The following is a 22695-nucleotide window of genomic DNA, read 5'->3' as shown; positions in this document are numbered from 1 at the left end:
GTGTGTCGCCGTTACCAGCGATAGTGCGAGAAGGCGCGGTTGGCTTCCGCCATCCGGTGCACGTCTTCACGCTTCTTGACGGCGTTCCCGCGGTTGTTCGAGGCGTCCAGGAGCTCCGCAGAGAGCCGTTCGGTCATGGTCTTCTCGTTGCGCTCGCGCGCAGCCGAGATCAGCCAGCGGATGCCCAGCGCCTGACGGCGGGTCGAACGAACCTCGACCGGAACCTGGTAGGTCGCGCCGCCGACGCGGCGGGAGCGAACCTCGATCGTCGGCATGACGTTCTCAAGCGCCTGCTCGAACACGCCGAGCGGGTTCTGCTTGGTCTTGGATTCGATGAGACCGAACGCGCCGTAGACGATGCCTTCGGCGACCGACTTCTTGCCGGCGTACATCACCGAGTTCATGAACTTCGTGACGATGATGTTCCCGAACTTCGGATCCGGGAGAACTTCGCGCTTTTCCGCTGAGTGGCGACGAGACATAGGCTTGGTTCCCGCTTACTTCGGACGCTTGGCGCCGTACTTCGAACGACGCTGCTTACGGTTCTTGACGCCCTGGGTATCCAGAACGCCGCGGAGGATGTGGTAGCGCACGCCGGGCAAGTCCTTGACGCGGCCGCCGCGGATCATGACCACCGAGTGCTCCTGGAGGTTATGACCCTCGCCGGGGATGTAGCCAATCACCTCGAAGCCGTTGGTCAGGCGCACCTTGGCGACCTTACGAAGCGCCGAGTTCGGCTTCTTCGGGGTCGTGGTGTAGACGCGGGTGCAAACACCACGCTTCTGAGGCGACTGCTGCAGCGCCGGCACCTTCTTGCGCGACTTCTGCACTTCCCGCGGTTGAGCGATCAGCTGGTTGATCGTCGGCATCCTGGCCTTACCCTTTGTTCTGCCGCGGCCCCTTGCGGGCCCGCTGTCTTGCCGCGGCCCGTTGCCGGGACCGCAAATTCTTTTCGGGCCACCCGCCCGACGAGGCCGCCTCACGCGGAACAATCCGCACAAAGCGAAATTGCGCCAACCACTCCATCAACGAGCGGAAAGCGCTTCGACGCCACAGAGGACCGCAGTATTGAGGCCGGTCAGCGTAAAGCTGAGGCCCGCGCACCGAGGTCATGCATCCGAGTTCGATCTCAAGAGAACGCGCTCAAGAGAACTAAAATCGCACTGGCATTGCCTAGCTATGATCGACAGCGTTTGAGCGGCATTCGTCGAGGTTGGTGCCCGCCTTTGCGATCCCAAGGGATCAAACGGGTGGCCCGTTCCGACGCTGGCGATGCTCACCGCCTGTCGTTAAGTGAGGCGCTTTCTATAAGTGAGAATCGGTCAAGTCAAGGTGAAACGACAGTCACAAAGCGCTTCTCGCGCCTGTCGAAATCGCTTCCCGGCCGCCCCTCGCCGCGCCTCCCCGATATGGGAACGCAGGGTCGGTTCCGCCACCCGCAAGCAATTTATACCCGGATGAAATGTACTTTTATAACCGCTTCTAAGGCTTTTTTTCCTGTTGATGCGGCAATCTGCCGTCTTCGGCAGAGATTTGCGCCATGCGGTACACCGACATTGCCATTGTTGGCGGGGGCTTGTCCGGCTCAACCGCCGCCGCGATGCTCGGCCGCGCCGGCATTTCGGCGGCGCTGATCGATCCGCACGAGCGCTATCCGGCGGATTTTCGAGTCGAAAAACTCAGCGGCGAGCGCAGGTCGAGCGATTCCTGAAGACGGGAATCGGAGAATCGGTGCTGCGCCGCGCGCCGGCGGCGACTCTGAATGCCGCCCGGTCGCGGCTGAAGCGCATCACCGGCCCGTACGACATCGTCGGTGAAATGACGATCCGCCCCGTCGATCTCTATGTGAACGATGCAAGCGGCCAGCCCGGGCTCATGCTGGTGGGCCATGCCTTCTCGACCTCCTGCCCCGTCGCCGGGACCGGCTGCGACAAGGTCTTCGCGGACGTCGAGCGACTCTGCAACCTCTACATCCCGCGATGGCTGGCCTCCGAGCCTGGTCGGTTCAGGGGCTGCTGCGGCCGCTTGGAGGCGCGTTCGACCTGGAGCCGAACTTCCTCGCTCACCCCTCCTCCTCGTCCTCATCCTCCTCGAGGTCGTCTTCATCCTCGTCGTCATCGTCGCTGTCGTCGTCGGCGTGAGCCACAGCGCCGTGCGGCTGGTGAATCTGGTCGTTCCACAGCTTGCGATAGGTCCCGTTCTTGGCGAGCAGCTCGGCGTGCGAGCCGCGCTCGATCGCCCTGCCCCCTGAAATCACGATGATCTCGTCCATCTCGACCACCGAGGTCAGGCGGTGGGTCGACCAGATCATGGTGCGGCCCTTGGCGACCTTCAGCAGCGTGCGGTTGATTGCGGCTTCCGTGGTCTGGTCGAGCGCCGAGGTGGCCTCGTCCAGCAGCAGCACGGACGGATTGCGAATGATCGCGCGCGCGATCGCGATGCGCTGGCGCTGGCCGCCCGAGAGCGTATCGCCGCGCTCGCCGACCTGCGTGTCGTAGCGCTGCGGCAGGCTCATGATGTAGCGGTGGATCTCGGCCTTCTTGGCCGCCTCCTCCACCTCCGCGTCGGTCGCGCCTTCCTTGCCGAGCCGGATGTTCTCGCGGATCGACATGTTGAACAGCATGTTCTCCTGGAACACCACGGCCATGCTCCGGCGCAGCGAATCCAGCGTCACCTTGCGGACGTCGACGCCGTCGATGGTGACGCGCCCCTCGTCCGGCACGTAGAGCCGCAGGATCAGGTTGAGCAGCGTGCTCTTGCCCGAGCCCGAGGGGCCGACGATGGCGATGCTCTTGCCGACGTTCAGCTTGAGGCTGAGATTGTCCAGCACCGGCGTCTGGCTGCCCTCGTACTGGAACGTCACGCGGTCGAAGGTGATGTCGTGGGTGATGCGCGGCAGGTCGGGCGCACCGGGGCGATCGGCGCCGCGTGTCGGCTCGTCGAGCAGCTCCTGGATGTGCCGGATCGCCGCGGCCGAGGAAATCGACACCGGAATGAAATGCATCACATGGGCGATGTTGTAGGAGACCTCCCAGAACGCGCTCTCGAAGGTGACGAACGTGCCGATGGTGATCTGGCCCTTGGTCGCCAGATATGCGCCGATCGCGAGCACCACGAGGTGTAGCAGCAGCACCGAGATGGTGACCGTCCGTTCCACCATGGTCGACAGGAAGGCGGCCGAGGCGATCCTGTTGCGCGTCTCGTCGTTGCGGAAGGTGAAGAAGCCGAACATCTTGCGCTGCAGGCTGAACGCCTTGATCACGGCCTGGGCGCCGATGTTCTCCTGCACCATGCCGAGCAGCGCGGCTTCGTTCTGCTTCTGCTCGTAATTGGCCTGCACCGCCTTCGGGGTGAGAATGCGCGGGCCGATCAGCGTGATCGGGAACACCAGCAGCGCGACCACCGCGAGCTGCCAGTTCAGGAACACCATCAGGATGATGCCGGCGATCAATTCCAGGAACGGCAGCGCGGCGCTGTTGACGAAGGTCTTCACCGAGCCTTCGAAGGCCGAGAGGTCGACCGAGAAACGCGACAGGATCTCGCCGCGCTTGGTCCGGCCAAAATAGGCCGCCGGCAGGTCCTGGACGTGCTCGAACAGACGCTTGCGGACGTCGGAGATGATGCAGGCCGCCAGCCGCGCGTCCCAGCGCTCGTACCAGACCGCGACGATCGAGGTGAAGATGCCGGCGGCCGCGAGCACGCCGAGGATCTTGTACAGCGCCTGGAAATCCTCCTCGCCGAGCGCGTCGTCGATCAGGTATTTCAGGCTGAGCGGCATGATGACGTTGAACAGCGTCTCGATGACGACGCCGCACGCCACGAATGTCAGCATCCGCTTGTAGTTGGCCAGATAGGGCTTGACGAAACCCAGGATGGTCGCGAGCGCGCCGGCGGCCTCGCGCGCGGTAAAGACGACGAGGTCCTCGTCCTCATCGTCGTCGAGCTCCAGCTCGTCATCCTCCTCGTCTTCGTCGTCCTCGTCTTCGAGATCGGGCTTGGCGGCGGAGGCGAGCTTGTCGTCGAGCTCGGCCGCCTCTTCGGCGGCGAGCTTCTGTTTGTCGGGCGAGAGAGGCTTGGACGCCATGAAACCAACCGATGCTGACGGCCGGCATGACCGCAGAGAAAGCAGGAGATAGCGGCCAGCCGCTATTGCACCGATTCTATGCGATCATGATGAATTCGGCAAAGCAATTGGCGAATTCACCCGATCTTAAGGGCTAGTCGTCGTCCTCGTCCTCGACCTTGTCGAAGAACGAATAACGCAAGCTGTCCGCGTCGGCGTACCACTGGCCCGGGCCCTTGCCCGCGGCGAGCGTCGCCTCCCAGAGCGCATCGGTGCAGTCCTTGCGGTGCATCGACAGATCGAAGCCGTTGCCGAAGAACAGCTCGGACCACTCCCACCAGGTGCCGAGCTTCTTGACCCCGCGCAGCAGGTCGTAACGGTCAATCAGAGCCGGCGCCATGTCCGAGGTGACCGAGCCGAACACGACGCCGGTCTTGACCACGCGGTTGAGCTCGCGGATCGCGCGCACCACCTGCTTCGAGGATACGTGGCAGAGGCTGGTCTCGAACACGAAGTCGAACGTGCCGTCCTTGAACGGCATGTCGGTGATCGAGCCGAGCTTGTTGTACTTCTTCAGCGCCTTCGGCGTCCTGGCATGGATGGCGCGGTTGTTCTCGATGCCCCAGGCATCGATGCCCCGCTCGCGCAGCGCGCCGACCAGCTCCCCACTGGCCGAGCCCGCGACCAGGAGCTTTGAGCCCTTGGCCTTGCCCCAGACGATGCCGATCAGATTTGCCAGATAGTCCGGATCAGTGAAGTGCTGCCACGCCTCATCGTAGGGGCCGAGGCCGCGATAATTCTCGAAATAGTCGCGGTCGATCTTGTCGGAGAGCGGCTTGTCCTCCTGCGCGCGTTCGCGGCGCAGGCGCATCATCTCGGTCTGGATGATGTCGGTGGCCGCATCCGAGGAGTCGAGCAGGCCGTTCAGCGTCGAGTCGAACAGATAGTCGCCGACCACGACAATGCCGGGATGTTCCTTCGGCTCAGGCCGGTGATTGGTCATGACGTCGCGCACGGGCAGACCGCCCGGCAGCGCGTTCACCGACGACAGCCAGCGGTGGATCTTGCCTTCCATGAAATGCGCGCGCGCATCGCCAAACGAGGCCGGCAGCGATTTGAGCGCCGCGTCGATCAGCTCCTGATCAGAGAGATTGGCGAAGGCCAGCGCGTCGGAGCCGGGAATGAGCCAGTTCAGCACGCCATGCTTGCCGACGTCGTGGCGCGCGCCCTCGTTGTAGACGCAGCAGCCGCCGAAGGCTTCCGACATGAACCAGGCGCCGGGAATCTTCTCGCCCCAGAACGGCTCGTCGAACAGGATCGAGACGCGCAAATAGTGCGCCGGACGGTCGAAATACGAGACGTGCTTGACCATCGACTTGCGCAGCTGCTCGCCTTCCCAGCCGACGGTGGCGAGCCAGGAATGCGGCAGGCAGACCAGCACGAGATCGAAATCGCGCGTCTCCGGCCCCTTGCCGTTCATCATCTTGAGCTGGTAACGGCCGGTCGGCGCCTTGCCGACGGTGAGCACGCGATGATTGAGCTGGATGTCGGCATTGACCTCAGACTGCAGGCACTCGATCAGCTGCTCGTTGCCGTTCTGGATGGAATAGAGGCCGATATAGCCGTCGACATCCATCAAATAGTTCTTGAGCGCGTTGAGGCCGTTGGTGTTGTGGCTCTCGGTCGCGATGTCCGAGCGCGCCATCACCTTGAAGAAGCGCTTTGCGGTCTCGTCCCCGACCTCTTCGTCGAGCACCTGCTCGGCGGTCTTGTAGGCCCAGGGGTTCTCGTTGTCGTGCGCGCCGACGCCCTCGTAATATTCGATCGGCGACATCACCTCAGTGCAGCGCTTGCGGAACGCCTCGATCGCGGCCGCGGTCTTGGCGCCGTATTTGCGGCGCATGCCCGGAACGTCGTTGAGCAGCTCGTCGCCGAACTGCACCTGCTCGGCGTCCATCGGAATGGTCTGGAGACCAAAATGCTGGATCAGCTCGCGCAGCGGATCGGGGCCCGTCATCGAGTAGTCGTATATCTCGGCGACGCCGGCCTCGTACATCGCGGGTGCGGAATCGAATTTGCGCGTGACGATCTTGCCGCCGAGCCGGTCCGACGCCTCATAGATGGTGACGCGGCAGAGGTCGCCGAGCTTACGCTTCAGATACCAGGCGCTCATCAGCCCGCCGGGGCCGCCGCCTACGATTGCCAGATCAAGCATATCAGTTCCGTGGTCTCCGGCCCTGCCCCCGTCACGGGATCCACCGGTCTAAGCTCCCCTAGCAGAAGCGCTTTTACGCCTGAAGGAAAGATGAACAAAGGTTGATCCTGCATCGCAGCAAGCAAAGAAAGCAGCAAAAAGGCCGGCTTGCGCCGGCCTTTTCAGTGTCCTCGGTATTCCTACGGATGAACGATCATTCCGCGGGCGGTAGCGCAGGAAGCTCCGCTTCCGGCGCGGGCGGCACGACCGACGCCTGCTTCTCGCGCTCGTCCAGGATCAGCTTGTCGCGCTTCATGGCGACTTCGCGGATCTTGGCCATGGAGGCGCCGGTGCCTGCCGGAATCAGCCGGCCGACGATGACGTTCTCCTTGAGGCCTTCGAGCGGATCGATCTTGCCGTTGACCGCCGCCTCGGTAAGGACGCGGGTGGTCTCCTGGAACGAGGCCGCCGAGAAGAACGAACGGGTCTGCAGGCTCGCCTTGGTGATGCCGAGCAGAACCGGCGTTCCCGTGGCAGGCTTCTTGCCCTCTTCCCTGGCCTTCTCGTTCAGCGCGTCGAACTCGATCTTGTCGACCTGCTCGCCGGAGATCATGTCCGTGTCGCCCTGGTCGGTGACTTCCACCTTCTGGAGCATCTGACGGACAATCACCTCGATGTGCTTGTCGTTGATGAGCACGCCCTGGAGCCGGTAGACCTCTTGGATCTCGTTGACCAGATAGGCTGCGAGCTCCTCGATGCCCTTGACCGCAAGGATGTCGTGCGGCGCCGGGTTGCCTTCGACGATGAAGTCGCCCTTTTCGACGACGTCGCCGTCCTGAAGGTGGATGTGCTTGCCCTTCGGGATCAGGTACTCGCGCGGCTCCTCGGTCTTGTCCATCGGCTCGATCGAGATGCGACGCTTGTTCTTGTAGTCGCGTCCGAACCGGATGGTGCCCGCGATTTCGGCGATGATCGCCGCATCCTTCGGACGCCGTGCCTCGAACAGTTCCGCCACCCGCGGCAGACCGCCGGTGATGTCACGCGTCTTGGCGCTTTCGGTCGAGACACGGGCGAGGATGTCGCCCGGGTTGACCTTGGCTCCGACGTCGACCGAGAGAATGGCGTCGACCGACAGCATGTAGCGGGCATCGCCGCCACGGGCGAGCTTGAGCACCTTGCCGTCCTTGCCCTTGACCACGATGGCCGGACGCAGGTCCGAGCCGCCGCGGGTCGAGCGCCAGTCGATGACCACGCGCTTGGCGATACCGGTGGCCTCGTCGAGCGTTTCCGAGATCGACTGCCCCTCGACCAGATCCTCGAAGCCGATGGTACCTTCGACTTCGGTGAGGAGCGGACGGGTGTAGGGATCCCACTCGACGACGCGCTGGCCGCGCTTGACTGTGTCGCCCTCGTCCACGTGCAGGCGCGAGCCGTACTGGACGCGGTGCGTCGCACGTTCGGTGCCGTCGGCATCGACGATTGCCACCACCATGTTGCGCACCATCGCGATCAGGTGACCTTCGCTGTTGCGGGCGATGGCCTTGTTCCGGATCACGATCTTGCCGTCGAAGTTGGCTTCGACGAAGGACTGCTCGTTGAGCTGCGCCGCACCGCCGATGTGGAAGGTGCGCATGGTGAGCTGGGTGCCCGGCTCGCCGATCGACTGCGCCGCGATGACGCCGACGGCTTCACCGTGGTTGACCGGCGTGCCGCGGGCGAGGTCGCGGCCGTAGCACTTGCCGCAGATGCCGTTGACGAGTTCGCAGGTCAGCGCCGAGCGGATCTTCACCTCCTGCACACCACCCTGCTGGATGGCGTCCAGATGGCTCTCTTCCATCAGCGTGTCGCGCTTGATGATCACCTTGCCCGAGCTGTCACGGATATCTTCGCAAGCCGTGCGTCCGAGGATGCGCGAGCCGAGCGAAGCAACCACGGTGCCGGCATCGACGATGGCGCGCATCTTGATGCCGAGCTTGGTGCCGCAGTCGCTCTGCGTGATGATGCAGTCCTGCGCCACGTCGACGAGACGACGGGTCAGGTAGCCCGAGTTCGCGGTCTTCAACGCGGTGTCCGCGAGGCCCTTGCGGGCGCCGTGGGTCGAGTTGAAGTACTCGAGAACCGAAAGGCCTTCCTTGAAGTTCGAGATGATCGGCGTCTCGATGATCTCACCCGACGGCTTGGCCATCAGGCCGCGCATGCCGGCGAGCTGGCGCATCTGGGCCGGCGAACCGCGGGCACCCGAGTGGGCCATCATGTAGATCGAGTTGATGTCGGCATCGGCTCCGCTCGCCGTCTTCTTGGTGGCGGAGATCTCCTTCATCATCGCCTTGGCGATTTCTTCCGTGGCCTTCGACCAGGCGTCGACGACCTTGTTGTACTTCTCGCCATGGGTGATCAGACCGTCGTTGTACTGCTGCTCGAAATCCTTCGCCAGCGTACGGGTGGTGTCGACGATCTTCCACTTGCCGTGCGGCACGACCATGTCGTCCTTGCCGAACGAGATGCCGGCCTTGAACGCGTTGTAGAAGCCGAGCGCCATGATGCGGTCGCAGAAGATCACCGTCTCCTTCTGACCGCAGTGGCGGTAGACCTGGTCGATGACGCCCGAGATCTCGCGCTTGGTCATCAGCTTGTTGATGATCTCGTACGAGATGCGCGGGTTCTTCGGCAGCAGGTTGCCGAGCATGACGCGGCCCGCGGTGGTCTCGATCCAGCGCTTGGAGACCTTGCCGGTCTCGTCCATGCCTTCCCACCGGTACTTGATCTTGGTGTGGAGGTGGATGACCTTCGCGTGCAGGGCGTGCTCGAGCTCGGCCATGTCGCCGAACACCTTGCCCTCGCCGGGCAGGCCTTCACGCATGATCGAGACGTAGTAGAGACCGAGCACGATGTCCTGCGACGGCACGATGATCGGCTGGCCGTTCGCCGGATGCAGGATGTTGTTGGTCGACATCATCAGGACGCGCGCTTCCAGCTGCGCTTCGAGCGACAGCGGAACGTGCACGGCCATCTGGTCGCCGTCGAAGTCGGCGTTGAACGCGGAGCAGACCAGCGGGTGAAGCTGGATCGCCTTGCCCTCGATCAGCACGGGCTCGAACGCCTGAATGCCGAGGCGGTGCAGCGTCGGCGCGCGGTTGAGCAGCACCGGATGCTCGCGGATGACCTCGTCCAGGATGTCCCAGACCTCGGGCCGCTCCTTCTCGACCAGCTTCTTGGCCTGCTTCACGGTGGTGGACAGGCCCTTGGCGTCAAGCCGCGAATAGATGAACGGCTTGAACAGCTCGAGCGCCATCTTCTTCGGCAGGCCGCACTGATGCAGGCGCAGCTCGGGACCGACCACGATCACCGAACGGCCCGAATAGTCGACGCGCTTGCCGAGCAGGTTCTGGCGGAAGCGGCCCTGCTTGCCCTTGAGCATGTCGGCGAGCGACTTCAGCGGACGCTTGTTGGCGCCGGTGATGACGCGGCCGCGGCGGCCGTTGTCGAACAGCGCATCGACCGCTTCCTGAAGCATGCGCTTCTCGTTGCGGATGATGATGTCCGGCGCACGCAGCTCCATCAGCCGCTTCAAGCGGTTGTTGCGGTTGATGACGCGGCGGTAGAGGTCGTTGAGATCGGAGGTCGCGAAGCGGCCGCCGTCGAGCGGCACCAGCGGACGCAGGTCCGGCGGAATCACCGGGACCACGGTCATGATCATCCATTCCGGCTTGTTGCCGGAGTGGCGGAACGCTTCCACGATCTTCAGGCGCTTGGCGAGCTTCTTGTGCTTGATGTCGGAGTCGGTCTCCTGCATCTCGACGCGCAGCGAGGCCTCGAGCTTCTCGAGGTCCATGCCCTTGAGCAGCTCGCGGATCGCTTCCGCGCCGATCATGGCGGTGAAGCTGTCCTGGCCGTACTCGTCCTGCGCCTTCAGATACTCGTCTTCCGACAGCAGCTGACGGTCCTTCAGCGCGGTGAGGCCCGGCTCCAGCACGACATAGTATTCGAAGTAGAGGATCCGCTCGAGATCCTTCAGCGTCATGTCGAGCAGCAAGCCGATGCGCGAGGGCAGCGACTTCAGGAACCAGATGTGGGCGACGGGGGCTGCAAGCTCGATATGGCCCATGCGCTCGCGCCGGACGCGCGACAGCGTGACCTCGACCGAGCACTTCTCGCAGATGATGCCCTTGTACTTCATGCGCTTGTACTTGCCGCACAAGCACTCATAGTCCTTGATCGGCCCGAAGATGCGGGCGCAGAACAGGCCGTCGCGCTCGGGCTTGAAGGTACGGTAGTTGATGGTCTCCGGCTTCTTGATCTCGCCGTAGGACCAGGACAGAATCTTCTCTGGAGACGCGATCGAGATCCGGATCTGGTCGAAGACCTGAGCCGGCGTCGTCGGGTTGAAGAGATTCATAATTTCTTGGTTCATCGTCTTCTCCTCGCGTGCCGGTCGCCTCCGGCCGCAAATTCGAAAATCACTCGTGCACGGCGCCCTGCCCTCAAGGCCTCGGGAGGGGCGCCAATGCCCGGCCGCGAAGGCCGGGCATGACAGGTCGAATTACTCGGCCGCTTCCGACGTCGGCGCCGGTCCCATCTTGGAGTTGTGCAGGTCGACGTTGAGGCCGAGCGAGCGCATTTCCTTGACCAGCACGTTGAACGATTCCGGAATACCGGCCTCGAACGTGTCGTCGCCGCGCACGATCGCCTCGTACACCTTGGTGCGGCCGGCGACGTCGTCCGACTTCACCGTCAGCATCTCCTGGAGCGTGTACGCCGCGCCGTAAGCCTCGAGCGCCCACACCTCCATTTCGCCGAAGCGCTGGCCGCCGAACTGCGCCTTGCCGCCCAGCGGCTGCTGGGTGACGAGCGAGTACGGACCGATCGAACGCGCATGGATCTTGTCGTCGACGAGATGGTGCAGCTTGAGCATGTAGATGTAGCCCACCGTCACCTTGCGATCGAACGGATCGCCGGTGCGGCCGTCATAGACGGTCGACTGACCCGAAGCGTCGAGACCGGCCAGCTTCAGCATCTCCTCGATGTCGGCTTCCTTGGCGCCGTCGAACACCGGCGTCGCGATCGGAACACCGCGGCTGAGGTTATGGCCAAGCTCGAGCAGCTCGTTGTCGTTGAGCGACTTGATGGTCTCGTCCTCACCGTAGACCTTCTTCAAGGTTTCCTTCAGCGGCTTGATGTCCTGCTTCGACAGGTAAGCATCGACCGTCTGGCCGATACGCTTGCCGAGGCCGGCGCAGGCCCAGCCGAGATGGGTCTCGAGGATCTGTCCGACGTTCATGCGCGAGGGCACGCCCAGCGGATTGAGCACGATGTCGGCGTGCGTGCCGTCTTCGAGGAACGGCATGTCCTCGATCGGAACGATCTTCGACACCACGCCCTTGTTGCCGTGGCGGCCGGCCATCTTGTCGCCGGGCTGGATCTTGCGCTTCACCGCGACGAAGACCTTGACCATCTTCATCACGCCGGGCGGCAGTTCGTCACCGCGCTGGAGCTTCTCGACCTTGTCGAGGAAGCGCTGTTCCAGCCCCTTCTTCGACTCGTCGTACTGCTTCCGCATGGCCTCGATCTCGGCCATCAGCTTGTCGTTCGGCGAGGCGAACAGCCACCACTGCGACTTCGGGTACTCCTCGAGCACCGCACGGGTGATCTTGGTGTCCTTCTTGAAGCCCTTCGGGCCCGCAATGCCCTGCCGCCCCTCGAGCAGCTCGGCAAGACGGTTGTAGACGTTGCGGTCCAGGATCGCCTGCTCGTCGTCGCGGTCCTTGGCCAGACGCTCGATCTCTTCCCGCTCGATCGCCAGCGCACGTTCGTCCTTGTCGACGCCGTGACGGTTGAACACGCGCACTTCCACGATCGTGCCCTGCACGCCCGGAGGAACGCGCAGCGAGGTGTCGCGGACGTCGGAGGCCTTCTCGCCGAAGATGGCGCGCAGGAGCTTCTCTTCCGGCGTCATCGGGCTCTCGCCCTTCGGCGTGATCTTGCCGACCAGGATGTCGCCGGCGCGCACTTCCGCACCGATGTAGACGATACCGGCTTCGTCGAGGTTCTTCAGCGCCTCTTCCGAGACGTTCGGAATGTCGCGGGTGATTTCCTCGGGTCCGAGCTTGGTGTCGCGGGCCATCACCTCGAACTCCTCGATGTGGATCGAGGTGAAGACGTCTTCCTTCACGATCCGCTCGGAGAGCAGGATCGAGTCTTCGAAGTTGTAGCCGTTCCACGGCATGAACGCGACGAGCACGTTGCGGCCGAGCGCGAGCTCGCCGAGATCGGTCGACGGACCGTCGGCGATGATGTCGCCCTTCTTGACGATGTCGCCGACCTTCACCAGCGGACGCTGGTTGATGCAGGTCGACTGGTTGGAGCGCTGGTACTTCATCAGACGGTAGATATCGACGCCCGACTTGGTCGGATCGAGATCTTCCGTGGCGCGGATGACGACGCGGGTCGCGTCGATCTGGTCGATCACGCCCGAACGGCGCGCCGCGATCGCAGCACCCGAGTCACGCGCAACGACGCCCTCCATGCCGGTGCCGACGAACGGCGCCTCGGCGCGAACCAGCGGCACCGCCTGGCGCTGCATGTTCGAGCCCATCAGCGCGCGGTTGGCGTCGTCGTTCTCGAGGAACGGGATCAGCGCCGCGGCGACCGAGACGAGCTGCTTCGGCGACACGTCCATGTAGTCGACCTTGTCCGGCGTCACCGGCAAGACTTCGCCGGCGTGACGGCAGACCACGAGGTCTTCGGTGAAGCGGCCCTTCGGGTCGAGCGGCACGTTGGCCTGCGCGACCGTGTAGCGGCCCTCTTCCATCGCCGAGAGGTACACGACCTCGTCGGTGACGCGGCCGTCCTTGACCTTGCGGTACGGCGTCTCGACGAAGCCGTACTTGTTCACGCGCGCGAAGGTCGCGAGCGAGTTGATCAGGCCGATGTTCGGGCCTTCCGGCGTCTCGATCGGGCAGATGCGGCCGTAATGCGTCGGATGCACGTCGCGCACCTCGAAGCCGGCGCGCTCGCGGGTCAGACCGCCCGGTCCAAGCGCCGACAGGCGGCGCTTGTGGGTGATCTCGCTGAGCGGGTTGGTCTGGTCCATGAACTGCGACAGCTGCGAGGAACCGAAGAACTCGCGCACGGCGGCGGCCGCGGGCTTCGCGTTGATCAGGTCCTGCGGCATGACCGTGTCGATGTCGACCGAGGACATGCGCTCCTTGATCGCGCGCTCCATACGCAGGAGGCCGATGCGGTACTGGTTCTCCATGAGCTCGCCGACCGAGCGCACACGGCGGTTGCCGAGGTGGTCGATGTCGTCGATCTCGCCCTTGCCGTCGCGCAGGTCCACCAGCGTCTTGATGACGGAGAGGATGTCTTCCTTGCGCAACGTACGCTGGGTGTCGGGCGCATCGAGGTCGAGGCGCATGTTCATCTTGACGCGGCCGACCGCGGAGAGGTCGTAACGCTCGGCGTCGAAGAACAGCGACTGGAACATGGCCTGCGCCGATTCCAGCGTCGGCGGCTCGCCCGGACGCATCACGCGGTAGATGTCGAACAGCGCGTCCTCACGCGTCATGTTCTTGTCGGCCGAGAGCGTGTTGCGGATGTAGGGGCCGACATTGACGTGGTCGATGTCGAGCAGCGGCAGCTCCTTGTAGCCCTGCTCGTTGAGCGCCTTCATCAGCTTGTCGGTGATTTCCTCACCGGCTTCGGCGTGGATCTCACCGGTCTTCGGGTTGACGAGATCCTCGGCGACGTAGTTGCCGACCAGCTCTTCGTCAGCCATGCGCAACGCCTTCAGCCCCTTCTCCTGGAGCTGGCGGGCGGCACGGACGGTAAGCTTCTTGCCGGCCTCGAGCACGACCTTGCCGGTATCGGCGTCGATCAGGTCGTTGACGGTCGAGTAGCCGCGGAAACGGTTGGCGTCGAACGGAACGCGCCAGCCTTCCTTGGTCCGCTTGTAGAGTATCTTCTTGTAGAACGTGGACAGGATCGCTTCGCCGTCGAGGCCGAGGGCGAACATCAGCGACGTCACCGGAATCTTGCGGCGACGGTCGATACGCGCATAGACGATGTCCTTGGCGTCGAACTCGATGTCGAGCCAGGAGCCGCGATACGGGATCACGCGGGCAGCGAACAGCAGCTTGCCCGAGGAATGGGTCTTGCCCTTGTCGTGGTCGAAGAACACGCCGGGCGAACGATGCATCTGCGAGACGATGACGCGCTCGGTGCCGTTGACGATGAAGGTGCCGTTCATCGTCATGAGCGGGATGTCGCCCATGTAGACGTCCTGCTCCTTGATGTCCTTGACCGACTTCGCGCCGGTTTCCTCGTCGATATCGAACACGATGAGGCGCAGCGTCACCTTCAGCGGCGCGGCGAAGGTCATGCCGCGCTGGCGGCACTCATCGACGTCATATTTCGGCTGCTCGAACTCGTAGCGGACGAATTCCAGCATCGAGGTGCCCGAGAAGTCAGAGATCGGGAACACCGAGCGGAACACCGCCTGCAGACCCTCGTCGAGACGACCGCCCTGGGGCTCGTCGACCATCAGGAACTGGTCATAGGACGCCTTCTGAACCTCGATGAGGTTCGGCATCTCGGCGACTTCCTTGATGTGTCCGAAGAACTTGCGAACGCGTTTGCGACCGGTGAATGTCTGCTGCGCCATCGTGGCCTCTCATTTCGTCGCCCGCTCTGGGCGCGCCGTCCGGAACGCGGCTGCCACCGCTCCCCGGGTTGAATTTTTCGAACCCGTTTTGGGGGCCGGAAACTCAGGTTCAGGCGGGAATGTCCTGAATCTGTTCTTCAGACCTTCAAAACGCAAAACGACGCGCGGGGCGCTGGTGTGCGCGCCCGCCCGTCACAACGATCGTCTTCACGGACTGCAAAAGCCCGAAATAGCCTGCTCTCCCAACGGCTTCCAGGGAAATCCGGCCTCCCTGCCCACCGCGCTTTCGTGCTGCCGACCCGATATGGGGCGACAATAGTGCAGATTCGAGGGACAAACCCTCAAATCCCCACACTTTTTCGTGTTCGGCCTGCGTCGGACCGGTCCGTCGCACGCCTTTTGCATCCGGCCCGCCCTCTCGAGGGGGACCAGGATCCCGGGCTGAGCTGATGCCCGCCCGGGATCTCGTGCCAGTAAGCGGTGCTTACTTGAGCTCGACCTTGGCGCCAGCCTTCTCGATCTGGGCCTTGATCTTCTCGGCTTCTTCCTTGTTCACGCCTTCCTTCAGCGGCTTCGGAGCACCCTCGACGAGGTCCTTTGCTTCCTTCAGGCCGAGACCGGTGATGGCGCGGACTTCCTTGATGACCTCGATCTTCTTCTCGCCGGCAGAGGCGAGAACGACCGTGAACTCGGTCTTCTCTTCCGCCGGAGCGGCAGCGCCGCCACCAGCAGCCGGGCCGGCCACGGCGACAGCCGCGGCAGCCGAAACGCCCCACTTCTCTTCGAGGAGCTTCGCGAGTTCGGCAGCTTCGAGCACGGTGAGGCTCGAGAGGTCGTCAACGATCTTCTGCAAGTCAGCCATTGTTCAGTTTCCTTAGGTGTAAGTCTGGTTCGGGTTTGAGTTTTGCGAAGGGCGTCAGGCCGCTTCGCCCTTTGAGGCATGAGCCTGGATGACGCGCGCGAGCTTGCCCGCGGGCGCGTTGGCGAGCTGGGCCAGCTTGGTCGCCGGGGCCACGATGAGGCCGACGATCTTGCCGCGCAGTTCGTCAAGCGACGGCAGCGAGGCAAGCGCCTTCACGCCGTCGACATTCAGGACGGTCTTGCCCATCGATCCGCCGACGATGACGAACTTTTCGTTCGCCTTGGCGAATTCGATGGCGACCTTTGGCGCCGCTACCGGATCGTTCGAAGTGGCGATCACGGTCGGCCCCTTCAGCATGGGGCCGATGGCAACGACGTCAGTGCCTTCAAGAGCAATTTTGGCGAGACGGTTCTTCGAGACCTTCACCGCAGCGCCCGCCTGCTTCATCTGCTGGCGCAGCTTCTGCATCTGGGCGACGGTGAGGCCGGAATATTGAGCAACGACCGCGACGCTCGTGGTCTTGAAGACCTCATTGAGCTGTTCGACCGCTTCCTTTTTTGCCGCTCGTTCCACAGCAAGCTCTCTCCGGTTGGCGGTCATCGCGAAAGCGGGACCGCCGGGTTGCACCCATCGTCCCGCCCAAACCTGAACCTCGGGGCCAAACCCTTCGGACACGCCGGGCAAGACGACAATTCAAAGCCTGCCCTCCGGGAGCCCTTAAGGCCCACGGCGTGTCGAGGTCCGAACCAGACCCGTTTCGCGAAGCCAGCCCTTAAAGCTGGGTGCGAAGTGAAATCCGGTCTTCACCCGTCTATGCAGGCTATGCGATTAAGCCGTTGAGAAATCGAAATTTCCCGCGGGCGCCTGCAGTCTTGGACAGGACAAGGTCAGCCGGCGAACCGCCCGACCTCTGCCCGCATCCCAGCCAACCGACGGGTTTTCCTTCCTTTTCCGGCAAATCCTTGCGGACGTCCTGAAAAGGAATGATCTCCTGTCGTGTCGGGTTTTCGGAATGCGTGCACGGACGCGCCAGCCGAGGCCGGCACGTCCGGAGGCGGTTCTTTAACCGCTCCGGGCCGGCTTGCCAAGAGCAAAATTCACACCAGTTCCAATCGATTGCCGGCCGGGCTTGAGATCGCCCAACAAGGACCGATTCAGGCCGATTTGACTGCGTAAGGCAGCGGCTTGCCCTCGAAGAATGCGGTCAGGTTTGCCAGCACGCAGTTCTGCATGGCGACGTGCGAGTCCAGGGTGTGGCCGCCGATATGGGGGGCGAACACCACGTTCGGGAGCGCGGTCAGCGCGTCGGGAGCGTGCGGCTCCTTCTCGAAGACGTCGAGGCCGGCCCCTGCGATGGTCTTGTCGGTGAGCGCCGCGACCAGGGCCTTCTCGTCGATGACCGAGCCGCGGGAGATGTTGACGACATGGCCGTCCGCACCGAGGCGCCGAAGGATGTCCGCATTGACGACGTGCTGGGTCTCGACCCCTGCCCGGACCGCGATCATGAGCACGCTGCACCAATCGGCGAGCGCCTCCAGCGACGGGAAATATTGATAAGGCAGATCGTATTTGGTGCGGCTGAAATAGCCGACCTCGCTCTCGAAGGCGGCGCAGCGCGCCGCGATCTTGCGGCCGATCTCGCCCATGCCGTAGACGCCGATGCGGCGGCCGGGCATGCCGGCCTGGGGACGCATCATCGGCGACTGTTTTGACGCCGCCCAATCGCCGCTGCGGACATATTGGTCGGCCACCAAAATCCGCCGCGTCGTCGCCAGCATCAGGGTCATCGCGATGTCGGCAACGGAAGCCGCATTGGCACCCGGGCTGTGGCCGACCGCGATGTTGCGGGCGGCGGCCGCCTTCAGGTCTACGCCATCATAGCCGGTGCCGTAGCAGACGATCGCGCCGAGCTTGGGAAACAGGTCCATCGCCTCGCCCCCCAGTGGCGAGCCGCCCGCGGTCAGCAGCGCACGGATGCCGCCGAGCTCATCCGCCGGAAACACCTCCCGCGCCGGCTTGCCGCCGGTGTCGAGCAGCTCGAACCGCTCGGCGAAGCGCGCCATCATCGACTTGGGAAAGCGCGAGTAGATCAGGACCTTGTCAGCCATTGTTCTTGTTTCCGGTCAACGCCGCCACAAACGACGAGGGGCGGAATCGGTCGCCCGATTCCGCCCCTCGCCTCATGCAATTTCCAGACTTAGCCGAGAATGGTGCCCGGCTCGACCTTCACGCCGGGGCCCATCGTCGAGGACACCGCAACGCGCTGGATGTAAGTGCCCTTGGAGCCGGCCGGCTTCGCCTTGGAGACGGCGTCAGCGAGAGCCTTGATGTTCTCGACCAGCTTCTCCTCGGAGAAGGAAGCCTTGCCGACGCCGGCCTGCAGGATGCCGGCCTTCTCGACGCGGAACTCGACCGAGCCGCCCTTGGCACCCTTCACCGCACCGGTGACGTCCATGGTCACGGTACCGATCTTCGGGTTCGGCATCAGGCCGCGCGGGCCGAGCACCTTACCGAGACGGCCGACCAGCGGCATCATGTCGGGGGTGGCGATGCAGCGGTCGAAATCGATCGAGCCGTTCTGCACCTTCTCGACCAGGTCCTCGGCGCCGACGACGTCGGCACCGGCGGCCTTGGCTTCATCGGCCTTGGCGCCGCGGGCGAACACGCCGACGCGGAGGGTACGGCCGGTGCCGTTCGGCAAGGTCACGACGCCGCGGACCATCTGGTCGGCGTGACGCGGATCGACGCCGAGATTGATCGCGACCTCGATGGTCTCGTCGAACTTCGCTTTCGCGCGCTCCTTGACCATCTTGATGGCTTCCGCGAGCGGGTAAAGCTTTTCGCGGTCAACACCTTCGCGGGCTTTGTTCAAACGCTTTCCGATTGCCATGGCCGCTTACCCCGCAACTTCCAGACCCATCGAACGGGCGGAGCCCTCGACCATCTTCATGGCCGATTCGATGGTGTCGCAATTCAAGTCCTTCATCTTCTTCTCGGCGATCTCGCGCACCTGCGCCTTGGTCACCTTGCCGGCCTTGTCACGGCCCGGCGCCTTCGAGCCGGACTGGATTTTTGCAGCCTGCTTGAGGAAGTAGGACATCGGCGGCGTCTTCATCTCGAAGGTGAAGGAACGGTCCGCATAGATGGTGATGATCACCGGGATCGGGGTGTTCTTCTCTTCCTTCTGGGTCTGGGCGTTGAACGCCTTGCAGAACTCCATGATGTTGAGACCGCGCTGACCGAGCGCGGGACCGATCGGGGGCGAAGGATTCGCCGCACCGGCCGGGACCTGAAGCTTCAGGTATCCGGTCACTTTCTTTGCCATGTATCACTCCTGTTGTGCCGGCAAGGCCGGCGGTTTCAGGTTCGTGGTCTGGGTCGGATGCGGCTGGCAACCGCCCTCTCCCTCCCACGGCCTCTCTTTGCGCGACGCCTTACGGCGTCCCGCGTTACCCGGTCAGACCTTCTCGACCTGACCGAATTCCAGTTCGACGGGCGTTGCGCGACCGAAGATCGACACCGCGACCTTCACGCGCGAGCGCGCCTCGTCGATTTCCTCGACCACGCCCGAGAACGAGGCGAACGGGCCGTCGGCCACGCGCACGTTCTCGCCGATCTCGAACGACACCGACGCCTTCGGCCGTTCCACGCCCTCCTGTACCTGGTGCAGGATGCGCATGGCCTCGGCTTCCGAGATCGGCATTGGCTTGTTTTCCGCGCCGAGGAAGCCGGTCACCTTCGGCGTGTTCTTGATCAGATGGAACGCCTCGTCGGTCAGCTTCATCTTCACCAGCACGTAGCCCGGGAAGAACTTGCGCTCGGCGTCGATCTTGCGGCCGCGCCGCACTTCCGTGACCTTCTCGGTCGGAACCAGCACCAGCTCGAACAGCTCCTCGAGCCCGCGCTGCTTGGCCTGCTCACGAATCGATTCGGCGACCTTCTTCTCGAAGTTCGAGTAGGCGTGGACGATGTACCAGCGCTTGTCGGACACTTGAGCGGTTGCTGTAGCCATCAGTGAATGCCCAGAAGGAAGGTGATGAGGACGCGGATGATCTGGTCGGCGGCGAAGAAGAACACCGAGGCCACGGCGACCATCACGAACACCATGATGGTGGTGATCGTCGTCTCACGACGGGTCGGCCAGGTGACCTTGGCGGTCTCCGAGCGCACTTCCTGCAAGAACTTGAACGGGCTGACTGCCATCGTTTGAGGTCCAGCGTCCGTCGACAGACGCACATGAATTTCGGGGATCCGAACAGCCGCCGTTGGCCCAACCCTCTGTCTCGAAGGATGAGCCGGGAACCGGGCTCGATTGTTCGGGGATTTCAAAGCCGCGCCGGAGATCCGCGTCTAACGGGCCGGCTGCGAGTGCGGGGTATCTACTGCGGATGGGACCAAAGGTCAAGATATAGAGGGCCTATGCGGGCAAGCCGCCCTCCCCCGGACGGCCGTGCAGAGGTCATGTGGATCAAGGACTTATCCACCGCCCGCAAGGCGCCATCCCGGGGAGGCCTTCAGCCCCCCGTCGGCCCCGTCAGTCGGCCCGGTCCACCATGGTAATGCCCGGCAGCGGCACCACGAACTTTCCGCCCTCGGCGAAATAGCGGGCGTGCTTGGCCCGGATCGGGTCGACATAACGCCAGGCGAAGACGACGACGAAGGCCGGCTTGCGCTCGTACAACGCTGCGGGCGGCAGAATCGGGATGTCGTAGCCCGGGCCCGCCATCACGTTCGCCTTCTTGGGATCGTCGTCCACCAGGAAGTCGATCTTGCTCTCCAGGCCGAACTGCGGCAGCAGCGTTGTGGTGCCGACCGAGACGCCATAGCCGGCAACCAGCTGACCGCGCGCATGGGCGGCATCGGCCATCGCGACCAGCTCGTCGCGGATGGCGGCGATCCTCTTTACGTAGGGCGCATAATAGGCCGGCTGATCGACACCGAGCCGCTCTTCCTCGGCAACGAACCGCGCGACTTCCGCCGACGGCTTCTTGGCGCCGCCGGCGCGCTGAACGGTCACGCGAATCGAGCCGCCCTTGGTCCAGATGTGCTGAACGTCGATCAGCTCCATGCCGAGCCGGGCAAAGAAACGGATCAGCGGCTTGATGTTAAAATACGACAGATGCTCGTGATAGACGGTATCGAGAAGGTTCTTCTCGGTCACGTCGACGCCATACTGCGTTTCGAACACGAACAATCCGTCCGGCGCCAGCACGTCGCGAACCCCGATCACCAGCGGATCGAGATTGTCGACATTGGCGATCATGTTGTTGGCGATCACGACGCTGGCGGCACCATGGCTCTGAAGGATGCGGCGACCGATCACGTCAGTGAAGAAATCGCCGATGGTCTCGATCCCCGCCTCCGTCGCGCGCCGCGCAATGTCGACGGCGGGATCGACGCCCAGCACCCGCATGCCCCGCTCCTTGAAGAAGCCGAGCAGCGATCCATCATTGCTGCCGAGTTCGACGACCAGCGAGCCTGGCGCGATCCCGAAGCGGCTGACGACGTCGTTGGCATAACTCGCGAAATGCTCCCGCAGACCGAGCGAGAGCGAGGTGGTGTAGACGTAGTTGCGGTACTGCACCTCCGGATTGCCGACATGGAGGATCTGCAGGTGGCCGCAATCCCTGCACAGGTGCAGCGCCATCGGCACCGCGGCCCGGAAGACGGGATCGTCGACGCTGGCGTTCGGCACCTGGAAGTTGGGCGTGCCGATGGGCATGCCGGCCATCGGAACGACCAGCTCTTGCTTGTCCGAATGACAGAGGCGGCAGGTATGACGGACATAGTACAGGTTTTGCATCATAGAACCGGAAAACGGAGACATGCGAGCGAGCGGGACAACCCCACCCTGTGAAGAACAGATCGACGGCAATGGTTCAAGAGAGTCAAGGGTGGCTCGAGACCTCCCTCGCCTTCGCCAGCCCGTAGTCCAGCAATTCTTCGGCAGCCTGCGCTGCCTTGTCGGCTGAGTACGCTCCCCGCTCCGGACTTGCCAGCCAGATCACCCCGCCCGCCAGACCGACGATCACGCTGACGGCCCCCAGCAGGAGCGAAACCGACAGCGCTTCCTCGGAGGGAACGCCGGCCAAGCCGAGACAGGCGACCATTGCGCCCTCGCGAACGCCCCAGCCGCTGATCGAGATCGGAACCGCCGTCAGCAGGACCACCGGCGGAAGCAGGATGCCGGCGTCCACCACCGAGAGCTGCGCTCCCACGCCGCGCGCCAGGGCATAGCATGCCGCCGCCGTCAGGAGATGGATGAAGATCGCTGATCCGAACAGCAAACCGCGGTGCTCGGATCGCAGGAGAAGAAATCTGACAAGCGCTCCGAACCGGACGAAGCTCGCGGTCGCGGGAAGTGCGATCAGACGCCTCGGCAGGCGATCGAGCGTCAACAGGACGACGGTACCCGCGACGCCCGCCAAGGTCAGCCCGCCGATCGCCAGAATCGCGGCCTCGTTGGACACACGCGACACCAGGAACGGCAATCCCGCCACCATCAGCACGATCAGCCCGATCAATGCCGTGAAACGGTCTGAGGCAACGCCCTTGACCGCTTCCGGCCACTGCACGCCGCGCTGGCGCAGCAGCCACATCCGAACCGCGTCGCCGCCGACCGACGACGGCAGCACCTGGTTGAACCAGAGGCTGATCATCAGGATCCGCCGGCCCGCGAGCCAGTCCAGCGACACGCCGAGCGCGCGCATGATCAGCTCCCACCGGCCGTTGAGCGCGAAGGTCTGAAAGAAGATCAGCGCCAGCGCGAGAACGAACAGGAAGGGATCGACGGAGACGAGATGGCTGCGCAATCGGTGCAGGTCGAGACCGCGTGCAATGTAGGTCAGCACGGCGATCGACAGCAGCAGCTTCACCGAGAACAGGGCCGTCTGTTTGAACCGCACCTGCATCGGATG

The 22695-nt window shown here is 63.7% G+C and carries 15 protein-coding genes and 1 pseudogene; 1 reads left to right on the top strand and 15 read right to left on the bottom strand.

What is annotated here, in order from left to right; genetic code table 11:
• Window positions 1-11: 11 nt before the first annotated feature.
• A complete protein-coding gene (gene rpsG / locus GGD63_RS20810) occupies window positions 12-482 on the bottom strand; it encodes a 30S ribosomal protein S7 (RefSeq protein ID WP_092294138.1) in 471 nt (156 codons plus the stop codon).
• Window positions 483-497: 15 nt separating this feature from the next.
• Window positions 498-869: a 30S ribosomal protein S12 gene (gene rpsL / locus GGD63_RS20805; RefSeq protein ID WP_007603006.1), complete on the bottom strand. Its 372-nt coding sequence runs from the start codon at window positions 867-869 to the stop codon at window positions 498-500.
• 671 nt (window positions 870-1540) lie between these two features.
• On the opposite strand from rpsL, the pseudogene GGD63_RS20800 reads away from it, so the two are divergent.
• Window positions 1541-2141: pseudogene (locus tag GGD63_RS20800) on the top strand (FAD-dependent oxidoreductase).
• Here GGD63_RS20800 and GGD63_RS20795 read toward each other — a convergent pair.
• The 13 genes from GGD63_RS20795 to GGD63_RS20735 all read right to left on the bottom strand — a co-directional run bounded on the left by GGD63_RS20795 (window position 2063) and on the right by GGD63_RS20735 (window position 22689).
• On the bottom strand, window positions 2063-4084 hold the full coding sequence (locus GGD63_RS20795; protein WP_183245044.1) for an ABC transporter ATP-binding protein: 2022 nt from the start codon (window positions 4082-4084) through the stop codon (window positions 2063-2065). The pseudogene GGD63_RS20800 and the gene GGD63_RS20795 overlap by 79 nt on opposite strands.
• A gap of 133 nt (window positions 4085-4217) precedes the next feature.
• Complete coding sequence (locus GGD63_RS20790) at window positions 4218-6278, bottom strand: FAD-dependent oxidoreductase (RefSeq protein ID WP_183245043.1); 2061 nt, start codon at window positions 6276-6278, stop codon at window positions 4218-4220.
• Window positions 6279-6471: 193 nt separating this feature from the next.
• A complete protein-coding gene (rpoC, locus tag GGD63_RS20785; RefSeq protein WP_183245042.1) occupies window positions 6472-10668 on the bottom strand; it encodes a DNA-directed RNA polymerase subunit beta' in 4197 nt (1398 codons plus the stop codon).
• 129 nt (window positions 10669-10797) lie between these two features.
• Window positions 10798-14916, bottom strand: coding sequence for a DNA-directed RNA polymerase subunit beta (rpoB, locus tag GGD63_RS20780; RefSeq protein WP_183245041.1), 4119 nt, complete (start codon window positions 14914-14916; stop codon window positions 10798-10800).
• A 484-nt stretch (window positions 14917-15400) separates the two neighbouring features.
• A complete protein-coding gene (rplL, locus tag GGD63_RS20775; RefSeq protein WP_080137246.1) occupies window positions 15401-15778 on the bottom strand; it encodes a 50S ribosomal protein L7/L12 in 378 nt (125 codons plus the stop codon).
• A 54-nt stretch (window positions 15779-15832) separates the two neighbouring features.
• A complete protein-coding gene (gene rplJ, locus GGD63_RS20770) occupies window positions 15833-16351 on the bottom strand; it encodes a 50S ribosomal protein L10 (RefSeq protein ID WP_025037001.1) in 519 nt (172 codons plus the stop codon).
• A gap of 581 nt (window positions 16352-16932) precedes the next feature.
• A complete protein-coding gene (locus GGD63_RS20765; protein WP_183245040.1) occupies window positions 16933-17886 on the bottom strand; it encodes a 2-hydroxyacid dehydrogenase in 954 nt (317 codons plus the stop codon).
• Between the two features lie 89 nt (window positions 17887-17975).
• Window positions 17976-18668: a 50S ribosomal protein L1 gene (gene rplA, locus GGD63_RS20760; RefSeq protein ID WP_011088163.1), complete on the bottom strand. Its 693-nt coding sequence runs from the start codon at window positions 18666-18668 to the stop codon at window positions 17976-17978.
• A 6-nt stretch (window positions 18669-18674) separates the two neighbouring features.
• Window positions 18675-19103 (bottom strand): 50S ribosomal protein L11, encoded by a 429-nt coding sequence (rplK, locus tag GGD63_RS20755; RefSeq protein ID WP_011088164.1) that lies wholly within the window; start codon window positions 19101-19103, stop codon window positions 18675-18677.
• A gap of 132 nt (window positions 19104-19235) precedes the next feature.
• A complete protein-coding gene (gene nusG, locus GGD63_RS20750; protein WP_018647229.1) occupies window positions 19236-19790 on the bottom strand; it encodes a transcription termination/antitermination protein NusG in 555 nt (184 codons plus the stop codon).
• Window positions 19790-19981: a preprotein translocase subunit SecE gene (secE, locus tag GGD63_RS20745; RefSeq protein WP_063682740.1), complete on the bottom strand. Its 192-nt coding sequence runs from the start codon at window positions 19979-19981 to the stop codon at window positions 19790-19792. Before secE ends, nusG begins: the two co-directional genes overlap by 1 nt.
• Before the next feature lie 331 nt (window positions 19982-20312).
• The gene (locus GGD63_RS20740; protein ID WP_183245039.1) at window positions 20313-21581 is read right to left on the bottom strand and encodes a class I SAM-dependent methyltransferase; all 1269 of its coding nucleotides are present in this window, start codon (window positions 21579-21581) and stop codon (window positions 20313-20315) included.
• An 85-nt stretch (window positions 21582-21666) separates the two neighbouring features.
• Entirely contained in the window at window positions 21667-22689 is a 1023-nt protein-coding gene (locus GGD63_RS20735) for a lysylphosphatidylglycerol synthase transmembrane domain-containing protein (RefSeq protein WP_183245038.1), read from the bottom strand.
• Window positions 22690-22695: the final 6 nt, after the last annotated feature.

Source organism: Bradyrhizobium sp. cir1 (genome assembly GCF_014198245.1).
Classification (GTDB): Bacteria; Pseudomonadota; Alphaproteobacteria; order Rhizobiales; family Xanthobacteraceae; genus Bradyrhizobium.
The sequence above is the reverse complement of the archived record's forward strand: the minus strand, read 5'-3'. Positions and strand labels throughout refer to the sequence as shown.